13 protein-coding genes and 1 pseudogene are annotated in these 12,575 nt (G+C 41.5%); 10 read left to right on the top strand and 4 right to left on the bottom strand.

The annotated features are described in order from the left end of the window. Window positions 1–185 precede the first annotated feature (185 nt). Window positions 186–719, bottom strand: coding sequence for a TetR/AcrR family transcriptional regulator (locus NE473_RS21575; RefSeq protein WP_055652246.1), 534 nt, complete (start codon window positions 717–719; stop codon window positions 186–188). A gap of 182 nt (window positions 720–901) precedes the next feature. Between NE473_RS21575 and glgB the strand changes: the two genes are divergently transcribed. Continuing rightward, window positions 902–2,788 (top strand): 1,4-alpha-glucan branching enzyme, encoded by a 1,887-nt coding sequence (glgB, locus tag NE473_RS21570; protein ID WP_055652247.1) that lies wholly within the window; start codon window positions 902–904, stop codon window positions 2,786–2,788. Between the two features lie 859 nt (window positions 2,789–3,647). Here the strand turns inward: glgB and NE473_RS21565 are convergent. The 3 genes from NE473_RS21565 to NE473_RS21555 form a co-directional block, all read right to left on the bottom strand. After that, window positions 3,648–4,841: a site-specific integrase gene (locus tag NE473_RS21565; protein WP_215677013.1), complete on the bottom strand. Its 1,194-nt coding sequence runs from the start codon at window positions 4,839–4,841 to the stop codon at window positions 3,648–3,650. Between the two features lie 78 nt (window positions 4,842–4,919). Continuing rightward, on the bottom strand, window positions 4,920–5,123 hold the full coding sequence (locus NE473_RS21560) for an excisionase (protein ID WP_002607397.1): 204 nt from the start codon (window positions 5,121–5,123) through the stop codon (window positions 4,920–4,922). Continuing rightward, window positions 5,123–6,184: a replication initiation factor domain-containing protein gene (locus NE473_RS21555; RefSeq protein ID WP_256756141.1), complete on the bottom strand. Its 1,062-nt coding sequence runs from the start codon at window positions 6,182–6,184 to the stop codon at window positions 5,123–5,125. Before NE473_RS21555 ends, NE473_RS21560 begins: the two co-directional genes overlap by 1 nt. 496 nt (window positions 6,185–6,680) lie before the next feature. On the opposite strand from NE473_RS21555, the gene NE473_RS21550 reads away from it, so the two are divergent. From NE473_RS21550 to NE473_RS21510, 9 genes and pseudogenes are all read left to right on the top strand, one after another. After that, window positions 6,681–7,352 carry a helix-turn-helix domain-containing protein gene (locus NE473_RS21550; protein WP_002322214.1) on the top strand — a complete coding sequence of 224 codons (672 nt, stop codon included), beginning with the start codon at window positions 6,681–6,683 and terminating at the stop codon, window positions 7,350–7,352. 309 nt (window positions 7,353–7,661) lie between these two features. Continuing rightward, window positions 7,662–8,141 carry an MGMT family protein gene (locus NE473_RS21545; RefSeq protein ID WP_256265384.1) on the top strand — a complete coding sequence of 160 codons (480 nt, stop codon included), beginning with the start codon at window positions 7,662–7,664 and terminating at the stop codon, window positions 8,139–8,141. A 228-nt stretch (window positions 8,142–8,369) separates the two neighbouring features. After that, a complete protein-coding gene (locus NE473_RS21540) occupies window positions 8,370–8,732 on the top strand; it encodes a VOC family protein (protein WP_117628206.1) in 363 nt (120 codons plus the stop codon). Window positions 8,733–8,769: 37 nt separating this feature from the next. Next, a complete protein-coding gene (locus NE473_RS21535; RefSeq protein WP_010775277.1) occupies window positions 8,770–9,165 on the top strand; it encodes an SRPBCC family protein in 396 nt (131 codons plus the stop codon). 26 nt (window positions 9,166–9,191) lie between these two features. Next, window positions 9,192–9,513, top strand: a pseudogene (locus NE473_RS21530) (TfoX/Sxy family protein). Window positions 9,514–10,015: 502 nt separating this feature from the next. Further along, window positions 10,016–10,300 (top strand): PTS sugar transporter subunit IIB, encoded by a 285-nt coding sequence (locus NE473_RS21525; RefSeq protein ID WP_022031690.1) that lies wholly within the window; start codon window positions 10,016–10,018, stop codon window positions 10,298–10,300. Window positions 10,301–10,322: 22 nt separating this feature from the next. Continuing rightward, the gene (locus tag NE473_RS21520) at window positions 10,323–11,669 is read left to right on the top strand and encodes a PTS transporter subunit IIC (RefSeq protein ID WP_256265383.1); all 1,347 of its coding nucleotides are present in this window, start codon (window positions 10,323–10,325) and stop codon (window positions 11,667–11,669) included. A 23-nt stretch (window positions 11,670–11,692) separates the two neighbouring features. Continuing rightward, complete coding sequence (locus tag NE473_RS21515; RefSeq protein ID WP_022031691.1) at window positions 11,693–12,343, top strand: class II aldolase/adducin family protein; 651 nt, start codon at window positions 11,693–11,695, stop codon at window positions 12,341–12,343. Continuing rightward, on the top strand, window positions 12,343–12,552 hold the full coding sequence (locus tag NE473_RS21510) for a hypothetical protein (RefSeq protein ID WP_022031692.1): 210 nt from the start codon (window positions 12,343–12,345) through the stop codon (window positions 12,550–12,552). Before NE473_RS21515 ends, NE473_RS21510 begins: the two co-directional genes overlap by 1 nt. Window positions 12,553–12,575: the final 23 nt, after the last annotated feature.

The raw sequence follows: 12,575 nt of genomic DNA, 5'->3' as shown, positions 1-12,575 counted from the left end.
TGCAATAAAAGTCTCGCTTTTTATATGTGCACCGGTTTCCGGCAGCCGGCTCTGCCGGGCAGGTGCCTGTAAGCTTGCGGAAACGGGAATGTCGGCTGCACAGAACGCGGTAAATGTAATGAACCGCGCAAGCTACTCCCTTTTACTGAGTATTAGTATATCCGGTGAGCGAAAAAAAGTCAAGCTTAATGCAGAAGCTTCTGCAATTCCTCCGATATTCTCCCAAGCACGGCGATGACCTCTGACGTGTTTTCATTCCGGTTTTCGGAAAATGCATAGTAGGCCCCATAGATCTGATAGCTCAGGATGATATTTTTGACCGGATTATCCCGGTATTCCGGCAGACGTTCATAGATCAGTTCTTTGATGCCTGCTTCTATCTTCTGAATCAGACGGCCGCTCCGGCTGCCTGAAAACAGTGTCTGGATCAGGGTATCCCTGGAAAGATAGGCAAGGAACAGCTCCTGTGTAAAGGCGCCGGGATGTTCCACCATATACTCGGGATGATCCAGAGAGCTGATGATGGAGGTCACGATCTCCGTCTCGAGGAAATCGGACAGTTCATAGATGTCTGCATAGTGAAAATAAAAGGTCGATTTGTTGATCATGGCCTTTTCACAGAGTTCCTTTACCGTGATCTTTTCCAGAGGTTTTCCGGAGCGCAGAGCGATGAATGCGTTAATAATACTCTGCCTCGTCTTTTCTATTCGCAGGTCCATGGGACACTCCTTTCCAACGATTTTGCAAAAACGTTGGTTATCCAACCGTTTTACGAAATCGGTGATGGATAACAGATAAAGATTTTTATATAATCAATTATAGTAGGAAAACAGACGGTTGTCTATTATCTTTGAAGAAAAAGACCGGGAAGCCGTCTGCCGCATTTACAGGAGGTATCAGTATGGATTATTATGGGTTTTATACGGGGAAAGAGTTTTCAGCTTATGAGTATCTGGGGGCGCATCGTTTGGAAAATGGGACGGTGTTCCGCACCTTTGCGCCGAACGCAGTACGGATTTCCGTAATCGGAGAGTTTAATGACTGGGGGGAGACGCCCATGGACAAAGTGTACGACGGAAACTTCTGGGAGTGCACGGTGCCTGGGGCCAAAGCCGGAATGATGTACAAATACAGGATCTACAGACGTGACGGCTCTTTTATCGACCACTGCGATCCCTATGGCTTTTTCATGGAACTGCGCCCGCACTCAGCCTCAGTCATCAGCAGCTTAAGCGGATATGAGTTCCGTGATTCCAAATGGCAGAAGAAGCACAGAGCAGGGCTGGACAAGCCGCTCAATATTTACGAAATACATGCCGGCTCCTGGCGGAGAAAAGAGCGGGTGGACGGCGTGGAAAAGAACGCGGAAAAGCATTCGGAAAAATATTCGAAAAAATATTCGGAAAAAGACGGGGAAAATGGTGTGGGAAGGGGGCTGGTAAATGGCTGGTATTCCTATACTGAGCTGGCGGATTTACTGATCCCGTATCTGGAGGAAAATGGCTATAATTATGTGGAACTGATGCCGCTGTCGGAGCACCCATCCGACGAGTCGTGGGGCTACCAGAATACCGGTTTTTTCAGTCCCACCTCCCGGTACGGAACCCCGGATGAGTTAAAAGCCTTTGTCGATCAGTGCCACTCTCATGAGATCGGGGTGATTATGGATTTTGTGCCGGTACATTTTGCCGTGGATGATTATGCGCTCTGGAACTATGACGGGACGGCGCTTTACGAGTATCCTCACAGCGATGTGGGAAGGAGCGAGTGGGGAAGCTGCAATTTCATGCATTCCCGCGGGGAGGTCAGAAGCTTCCTTCAGTCTGCGGGAAATTACTGGCTGAAGGAATTCCACTTTGACGGACTGCGCATGGACGCTGTTAGCAATTTAATCTACTGGCAGGGAGATACTGCAAGAGGGGAAAACAGAAATGGGATTCAGTTTCTTCAGGAGATGAACAAAGGGCTTAAAAGTCTGCATCCGGAGACGCTTCTGATTGCCGAGGACTCCTCCGTCTATCCGGGCGTCACAAAGCCGGTGGAACACGGCGGTCTCGGCTTCGATTATAAGTGGGACATGGGCTGGATGAACGATACTCTGTCATACTTTCAGGCACCTCCGTCGGAGAGGAAAGAGAGGTATCATCAGCTCACATTCTCCATGCAGTATTTTTATCAGGAACGGTACCTGCTTCCGTTGTCCCATGACGAGGTAGTTCATGGAAAAGCGACCATCCTGCAGAAAATGTACGGGGCGTATGAGGGAAAGTTCCCGCAGGCCCGCGCGCTTTATCTCTATATGTACGCCCATCCCGGAAAAAAACTGAACTTTATGGGCAATGAGTTTGGCCAGCTCCGCGAGTGGGATGAAAAGAGGCAGCAGGACTGGGAGATCTTACGCTATCCGGTCCACGATGCGTTTCACCGCTTCATGGAGGATTTAAACCGCTTGTATTTAAACAGTCCGGCTCTGTATGAGCGGGATTATGAACCGGACGGCTTTCAATGGCTGGACTGTCATCAGGAGGAGCGGCTGATCTATGCGTTTGAACGCCGGAGTGAAAAACAGAGGATTGCAGCCGTTTTTAATTTTTCGGATGAGGAACAGGAGGGGTATGAACTGAGGGTGGAAGACGCAGAATGTTTGGCACTGCTGTTTTCCAGCGAGATGGAGCAGTACGTCCGCTGTGAAGGAAACGCAGTACTTACTCTGCCGCCCTATTCTGGACGGTATTATCTGGTCGATCCTGATGAAAAAAGTGGAAAAAGAACAGAAGAAACAGCATAAAACTCCCCCGCCGGGTACCGCATGTTTAGGTACCTGGCGGGGGAGTTTTATGTTGTTTCTTTTATGAAATGGATTCGTCTGTGATATGAAACGCCTTTTTCATTACCATTACGTAGGGGGCGTTCGACATACGTACCATACATTAGGATCTCGGCGTCACAGGCGTCCAACTTCGCCTTCACTTTTCTGCAGGAGGCCATGGCAGGAGGCTGTGCTTCCTAAGAGATGATTGCCTTTAAGACGGCGATGCTGACCACGTTGATCGGTACTTTCTGGGAGGACATACTGTCTTCTGTCGTAATCTCTAAGCTGGAGGTACTAGGCGATACGGTTGATGACAGGTATGACGATACCGACCCACCGGAAATTTCCTTTTTCTTAATGCCGGTTGCGACGTCAGCTTTATATTGCGGGAGGCGTTTCCACCGCCTCCTTATACCTGTCTGAACCGCCATCGCAGCCGCGTAGCCGATTCCTAAGGCGAAAACCAGGTGATTGAATGTTCCTCATGGTATCCCCTTTTGCAGCTGATTTGAGGTTTTAAGCCTCTGCAATTCAACTTCTGTAACGTTTTCTATGAGTTGATTAAAAATTTTGGACTGGGAATTTGTTCACGGTCCAATGTTGCATGGGAATATGTAAGTGAGTGACAATATTGCTACAAATATGAACACTAATAAAAGTTCTGCATAAATTATATATGTCTTTTTAACTATCTTTTTATATCTTCTCAAATGTCCGCAAAGCCTTATTTTATCGGCTCTACGGGCATTTTGCTTTTGTGGTAAATCTCACATACCTAGGTCTATCTTCTTATATTTTCGCTATCAATCGTGGTTAAAATCGTGGTAAATACTTCTTATGCGATTAGACGCTGAACCTCTGATTTTGCGGTATCTATGGACGCATGAGCGTACCAGTTCATTGTGATACTGATGTTTGAATGTCCCATGATATACTGTAAATCTTTCGGGTTCATGTTCTTGCTTGCCAGTCTTGTGCAGAACGTATGGCGTAGCGTATGCGGTGTGATATGTGGCAAAGGGTTGTCCATGTGGTGCTTGTTGTATTTCTTTACCATGCGGACAAATAAGGCATTGTAATCAATGGCAACTTTTGGCTTGCCTTTGGGATTGACAAATAAGAAGTTGCCCCGTCCGTCTATCACAAATGGTTCTGCCTTTGGACGTTTCTTCATAACCCGTTGAAATGCCTGTATCGTTTCTTTGCTTAATGGCACTTGCCTAGTTCCGCTCTTTGTCTTAGGCGTTTCAATGTAATAGCCCTGTTCCTTGCTCTTTAGTAACTGGTGGTCGATAATCACAACCTCATTCTTGAAATCAATATCGGCTACTGTCAGTCCGCACAGTTCCGAAATACGAAGTCCTGTCTTTAACAGTATCAGTACATCATCGTAATACTTATGATACACGTTGTCCGTCTTGATGAATGAGAGTAGGGCTTGTTCCTGTTCCTCTGTCAATGCGACTTTCTCTTTGGTATCATTTTCTATGACTTCACTTAACTTGAAATCAAAAGGATTTTTCCTTACACAATCGTCTTGTATGGCGATATAGAATGACGCTTTTAACGAGCGTTTATGGTTGTTAATGGTGTTATAGGAAAAGCCTTTGTCTTTCATGCGTAACGCCCATTCCTTAGCGTCAGAGGGTTTTATCGTATCAATGCTCCTAGCACCCAACTTGTCCTCTTTCAATAACCGCATGAGCTGTTCCCGTTGTTTCTGTGTGCTTTTCTTCACATTTGCCCTCTGTGCGTTCTGTTTGGCGTAGAGTTGGCAAAGCGTCATTTTCTTGCCTGTGCTGTCGATACCGTCCTCAATATCCCGTCTTATCTGCTGTTCCAGTTCTCGAAGTGGGGGTTTTTCCCGTTTTCCCTTTGGTGTCGGGTCTGTGGGTGTCAATCTCCAAGCGTACACATATTTTGTGTTTCCAAATGCGTCTACATATTTATATAAGTATTTTCCGTCTGTTCGTTGGCTCTCTCCAGTATGCAGGATACGTCCTTTGCTATCCCGTCTTTTTTCTTTCATGGTGTCTGCTCCTTTCCTTGTTGGAAAGAGCCTTGATATGACTTGTGTTCATCATAACACATACAAGGCTCATTTGCATTAGATAGCGTCCAATTTGTCAATAACCTGTTCAAACTGTCGGCGTTTAATCTGTATGCGGTTGCCATTCATAATGAGCCAGCCAGCGTCCTTGTTTTCCTCTGCCAAGCGTCTTAGCTTGTTTTCTCCGATACGGAAATATTTTGACGCTTCTTCAATGGTAAGGGTGTATTTTTCCCATACGGGAATATCGTTGTTATTCATCAGATACCCCCTTTCCCATGTTTCGTGTCATACTGGATATAGGGGATAAGGTCGGTGCGGTTTATCCTCTGTAAATGGGCGGTCAGTTTACTGGAAAGGGAAGTGCTGTATCTTGCCTTATCAAGCATAGTTCCCACCCGTTCCAGTCCACCTAATGCGTCATGTTCTTCCAAGAAATAAAAACTTTTGACAGCGGAAATCACACCACCCTCTGTGAGCCATTGCTGTGTTTCCTCAAGGGAATTTTGCTGTTTTGGTACTTGCAGTTTCAAGACTTCCACAGCCCCTAAAAAGCGTTCCCAAAACCGACACGTTTTCCATCTGCTTTTATTACTTTCATTTCTGTTTGGCACGACAAAGCGTAGGTTGTTTGCCAATAACCCGAAAGCCAGTTTCCCAAGTTCCAGCGGTCTGTCTTTGAATGTCATGGCAAAGACATGAGCCTTATCATCACGCAGTTGCATTTCTGTCCGTTTCCAACTGCCGACTTCATTAAGTGTCTTATTATGTTTTGAACATACTTCCTTATCCTTGTCATAAAAGCGGTAAGACAATCCCGATTTACCAGCACCGATATAAACAGTCTTTGCGGTGTCGAAATCATCAAACTTGCTTTCATCAAAGTGGTAGCCCTCACTATTCGAGATAAATTCCTCTTTTTCGCATTTCTTCTTTATCTGCTCTATGGTAAAGAATGGCTTTTCGTTCTTATCATCAATGGCAATATCAAGCCTTGTGAAATGGAAATTATCCAGTCCGTATCTTCGCTCACAATGTTTGAACATATCCCCAAAGGTATAATTCCTACTGTCGAGAATACGGAAAATATCATCACAACCTCTGCCGGTCATAACAAGATAACAGCCTAACCCTTGTGGGTTGTCCTCTGTCTTTCTTGCGTCCCCCGATACATAAATATCTCCAATCTGCCAGCGTGCTTGATAAGTCTTGAATTTAACGCTTGCCGGATAGACATTGAAAATGTCAGTCGGTAAACCTAAAATGTGCATGATGACATCTTCTGCGGTTGCGGTTTCAAATACAATGCTGATGTAATCAATCTTAACGGATAAATTTTCGTGTGTTGCGATACTTCATTACTCCTTTCGTATGCCCCGATTTTTTGCGGGGTATAAATTGCATTTTTTCCTTTATTTATCACAGTTTCTAGGTACTATGACATGTATACGCAGGGCGGTGTTACATATACGCCCTTTACGAACGCCTAAAGGCGTTCCCTTTCTTCCTGTGTCTGCCCCGTTCTTAACGCTCACGAGCCTTGTAAGGCTCGTGGCTAAACGGAACAGCCCCAGTCAGAAACCTTATTTTCGGTCTGATAGTCCATGCTTATTCATGCTATCAAAGCGAAAATATATATTTTTTATGCTTACTCAAGCGTGTGATTGACCCTAGCGTGCTTAATCACTCTGTCTAATACGATAATAACTCCATTAGAATTACTTGTCAAGAAGTTTTTGTTGACTTTTAGATATAGATTAAGTATGATATGCTTATAAATACCAAGAAAAGCAACGAAAGGAGCGGTTATACTAAGTTATGGAGCATTATGAAAAGAAAATCAGTTTCTTAGGAGAAAACATACAGACCATAAGAAAACACAGAGGAATGAAACAACAGGAACTTGCGGACAAAATCGGTATCAATATGCAGAGCCTTTCCAAGATTGAACGTGGCGTGAATTATCCTACCTTTGATACGTTAGAGAAGATAATGGACGTGCTGGGTGTAACGCCCAATGAATTATTGTCGGGAGAATGGAAGTATATTGACCACACCGAGCCCTATATCATGGATATTATCAAACGGGAACAAGACTTCAATGTTTCCTTAGATTACCTGTCTGAAAATGAATTTTTCGATGATGAAAAAGAATGCACATTTTACAAGGCATATAAACTCATACAGTATATCCATAACTACATTACCAATGAGGTTACGGAGTTGGAAGAACTTATGGAAATCAAGCAGTTGATACAGCGTCAAAAACTGGAACGCATGATAAAAGTACATAAGGAAATGCGAGGGTTAGACCGATACAGAGAACAGCCCAAAGAGTATAAATACCATGACCCTTATGATGATTGGATATTTCGTCAGCTTGCGGATATAGACAACAGAAACAACATTCCCGACACTTCTCCACAAGTAGACTTCAATGAAGCAGACTATGAAGATTATCTAAAGGCGAAATGGAACAGAGGTCTTTAATTTCCTCTTGCATGGAAGATACAGCAAACAAAAGCCCAGTAAAGAGTGCAAAGCACCACCAATGGTGGCAAGGCTCTTGACAGGGCTTTTTCTTTTCTGTTGTGGGGTAATCAAGAGGAAGAAAGAAAAAGTGTGCATTTTTGTTCCATAAATGCTAAGGGTATGCTGATTTTTATTGTGGCGGATATATGGAACTGTTATAATATGGATATGAAGAAAGCGACAAATTTGAAAGTGTTAATAATTTTCAAACAGCCTCATTGCATGGAAATAAGAAACAGACTATCCTTAAAGTAGGAGGTGGCACAAATGGCAAATGAAGATAAAAAAGATTTTAATGCTATGTTGCATGATAGTAAGGATATGCCAAAATTTCAAATTATCATAGACCAGAAAAGTATTGAGAAATATGGTGGAAACAAAATGTATTTTGCTCCCCCGATTGACTATGACAAAGTAATGAAAAAAGTTCCGCATGGTAAAGTGATTACGGTTGGAAAAATACGAGAACACTTTGCAAAATTGAGTGGTGCAGATTTTACAGAGCCGATTACAGCGGGTATATTTGTTTCTATTGTAGCGTGGGCAAGTTATCAGCGTTCCGAAGATGAAACACCCTATTGGAGAACATTAAAAGCAAACGGAGAATTAAATGCTAAATATCCAAATGGTATTGAAGCACAGAAAGAAAAATTAGAAGCAGAGGGACATACCATTATTCAAAAGGGGCGTAAAAATATACGATACTATGTAAAGGACTATGAAAATTCTCTTTTTGATTTGAAATAGGCAAATTCTATTTCACAATTTCATATCTCTATACACAAAGCAGTTAGTCTTAGGATTGACTGCTTTTTTCATACCTAAATTTCAGATTGGAGTGATGAAATGGTGTTTGTTAGAGCTGTTCAATAAGATTATCGGTGCATAAAATTTTATTGTGGTGCAGATATGAAAATGATATAATGTGGATATGAAGAAAGCGACAAACTTGAATTTATTTAGAGGTGTTAGACAATGGAATTAAAGAACATTTTAATTGTTGTTAAAGATATTGAGAAATCAAAACAATTTTACAATGACCTGTTCGGTCTTGATTTGGTACTTGACAATGACGGTAACATGATTTTAACGGAAGGACTTGTGCTTCAAGACGAAAAAATTTGGAAAAAGTTTTTAGGAAAGGATATTATCCCTAAAAGTAATTCTTGTGAATTATATTTTGAAGAACGAGATATAGAAGCATTTGTTGAAAAGTTGGAACGGTCTTATCCTTCAATTCAGTATGCTAATAAACTTATGACACATAGTTGGGGACAAAAAGTAGTTCGTTTTTATGATTTAGACGGTAATTTGATTGAAGTAGGAACACCGATGTAACACCAGAAATTTCAGTTTGAAAAGGGGAAATGAAAAAGTGGCAATTTCAAATATAAATACAATTATTAGTAATGATATTCAAAAAGTTTGGAACATTGTTTTAGCTGTTGATAAATATAACTCATGGCGAAGTGATTTGAGCAAAACAGAAATAATAAATGACAAACAATTTATTGAATACACAAAAAATGGATATGCTACTACATTTACCGTTACCGTTGCAGAACCATATAAACGCTGGGAATTTGATATGGAGAATAGCAACATGAAAGGTCATTGGATTGGTGTTTTTATAGACAAAGGGAATGAAACACAAATAGACTTTACAGAAAATGTGATACCTAAAAAGTGGTTTATGAAACCTTTTGTAAAAACCTATTTGAAAAAACAACAAAAGCAATTTGTTCTGGACTTAAAGAAAGCATTGGAATAATAAAATTCAAGATTGGAGGGTTGGAAATGGCTTCAAGTAAAGATTATTTACAATTTGTTTTAGAACAATTATCAGAATTGACTTTAAATAACATATCGTGCAATGATGGGAGAATTTATTATTTATTATCGTGGAAAAATCGTTGGCGGTATATATGATGATAGGTTACTTGTAAAACCAACAAAGTCTGCAATTTCTTATATGCCGACAGTTACTTATGAAATTCCATACGAAAACGCCAAAGAAATGTTATTGGTGGAAGAAGTTGATAATAAAGATTTTCTGACGGGGTTATTTGATGTGATGTATGATGAACTACCAACGCCAAAACCTAAAAAGAAAAAATAAACAGCTTCTAGTTTACAATTTCATATCCATATACACAAAGCAGTTAGTTTTAGGATTGACTGCTTTTTAAAAAGACACCATTTAGGTGTAATGATGTCTTTTGGGTGTTATTTTATAGGTCATATCAAGGCTCATTCAATCGTGGTAAATTCGTGGTAAAATGAGTTTTTTCTATACTTCAAAATACTTGAAAGTATAGTGTTTATGCGGATAATCGAAAATTAGATATAAAATTTAGATAAAATATTAAACACTAAAAAGAAAAACGAGCTTCAATAAAAAATACTGTATAATAATACAAATAAAAATTATACACAAAACAATAAAAACAACACACAAAATTACGTTATATGTACAAAAAAATATTAAAAAAATAAAATAAAAATAGCAATAATGCACAAAAATATATTGACAAATGTACTGCAAAGATATATGATAAATATACACTAAAAATTAAATCAGCGCTGATTTTATAAATGTGTTTTTTAGAAGGAGGGATTGAATGAAACGCATCGTAGTAGCATGTGGAAGTGGGATTGCAACATCGGGACTTGTGGCTAACAAAATAAATAATTTGCTTGAGGAACGAGGGATGGTAGGTAAGGCAAGAGCGGACAGCATCGACATTAAGTCGATTGATTTGGAAATCGGAACGGCGGATATATTTGTTTCCATTACACCAACCTTTGATTTATCAAATGTCAGGATACCGACCTTCAGCGGTATTCCATTTTTAACAGGAATTGGGGAAGAAGAGATCATGGATCAGATTGTGGGGCTTTTATAGTTGGGAAAGACAGGGGGATAATATGGAACTTATTAAGACATTTTTTTCGGCAATTACGAATGCAGGATCCACGGTGGTGCTGCCGCTGATATTTTTCGCCATAGGCCTGATTCTCAAGATGAAGGTAGGAAAGGCTTTTTCTGCAGCCTTGACGCTGGGAGTGGCGCTGGCTGGTATCAGTGCTGTGACAGGATTTTTATCTTCGGCAATAGGACCGGCTGCCGCTTCTTTTGTAGAAAATACAGGCGCTAATTTAAACGCGATCGATATGGGGTGGGCGCCGGCATTGGGAGTGGCGTGGCAGTGGGAATACGCATTTCTTATGTTTCCGTTACATATAGCCATTAATGTAATTATGCTGGCTGCGGGAATGACGTTCACTTTAAATGTTGATATGTGGAATGTTGCTAATAAGGTGGCGACCGGATTTTTCGTCTATACGGCCAGCGGTAATGTATTGCTTGGTTTTGCATTTGTCATTCTACAGACTGTTCTTGAGCTTTTAATAGGTGATGCGAACCAGAAGAATGTACAGAAACTTTCGGGTGCTCCAGGAGTTACAACACCGCATCCCATGTTTTTGAATCTGCCGCTGTTATGGCCGATTAAGCTGCTTCTTGATAAAATTATTCCTGTCAGGAAACCACTTGATATTAATTCGCTTCGCAGTAAGATCGGTATATTTGGCGAAAGTCATGTTATTGGATTTCTGATTGGTTTACTGATTGGTCTGATCGGCGGATACTCTGTGGTTGAATCAGTCACTATGGCGGTTCAGGTTGCCACTGCACTGGTTCTGATTCCGATGGCGGCAAAGCTGTTTATGACTGCGCTGACACCTATTTCAGAAGCAGCCAACCGTTTTATGAAGGCCAGATTTCATGACCGCAAATTCTGTATTGGTCTGGACTGGCCGATTCTGGCAGGAAGCAATGAGATCTATGTAACGACAATATTAAGTATACCTGTTATTCTGGCATTGGCAATGGTGCTGCCATTTAATATTGTGCTGCCGCTGGCAGGGATCATGTACATGTGTATTCCGATTACTACACTGCTGCTGTACCAGGGAGACTTGCTAAAGATGATGATTACACAGGTTATAACGATTCCGTTTTCCTTATATGCCGCGTCCTATTTTGCACCGATGATCGATGGACTGGCCAGGCAGAAAGGTACGGATTTATCAAGTTTGGCAGAAGGACAGATGATGGGGTGGTATGGAGTTGATTTTGGATTTTTAAGATGGACGTTTTGTGAAGTGACACTGGGAAATATTCTTGCGATCGCTATTTTTGTAGGTTATCTTGTTTTAACTTTCTTTTATTTAAAGGCAAGGAAGAAAGAGGAAGCGGCGATAGAACTGTGACAAGGAATGTGAGGAGAAGGAATATGTTTGAAGAGATTAGAAATCAGGTATTGGAACAGGCTAGATTAGCGGAAACATTGGGATTATGTCAGAGCGGCGGAGGGAATTTCAGTATGATTGACCGCGAAAGCGGGATGGTCTGTATGACGCCGCATGATACAGACCGTTTTCAGATGTCATGGAGAGATGTGCTTGTGACAGATTTGGAGGGTAATGTACTGGAGAAAGGACCAGGACTTAAGCCTACCTCTGAAATAGAGATTCATCTGGCAGTATACAGAGCGAGAGAAGATATTTTAGCAGTTGCACATACGCATGCCCCTTATACATCTGTGTTTGCCGGATTGAGTATGGAGGTCAAACCGGTTCTTACAGAAGCGATGACGTATTATGGCAGGGCACCGCTGGCTCCGTTCGGGACGCCCAGTACTCCGCAGCTGGCAGAAAATATTGTAAAGACACTGGGTGAGAAAGGTGTTGCGGCGGTTATGGAAAAGCACGGCTTGATTACGGCATCTCCTTTTGGTATTTGGGATGCGGTACGTAAGAATCTTTATGTGGAAGAAACTGCTAAGGCATATTTCCGCATGATTCAGTTGGTAGGGATTGAACATGTGCCTTCTATTGATATGGATGAGCTGGACAGGATGACGGAAATGTTGGGGATACGATAATGGGGGAAGAACGATTAAAAAAATGGGGAATTGCCGCATGGTATCTGTTGGTACTTGTTGCAATCGTATTATTTCTGTATTCTTTCGCACTCGAAGATCCGGTCATGTCGGTTGCAGCATTTATTCTGGCCATGGTTTTGTCAAAATATAAAGACAAGGTCACATTACCCGGCTGCTTTACGAAAGAAGGAAATGGAATTTATAAATAATACGAATCAGTAAACCGATAGGA

The organism is Hungatella sp. SL.1.14, from assembly GCF_024460495.1.
GTDB lineage: Bacteria > Bacillota > Clostridia > Lachnospirales > Lachnospiraceae > Hungatella > Hungatella hathewayi.
This window is presented reverse-complemented; position numbering and strand designations above follow the sequence as displayed.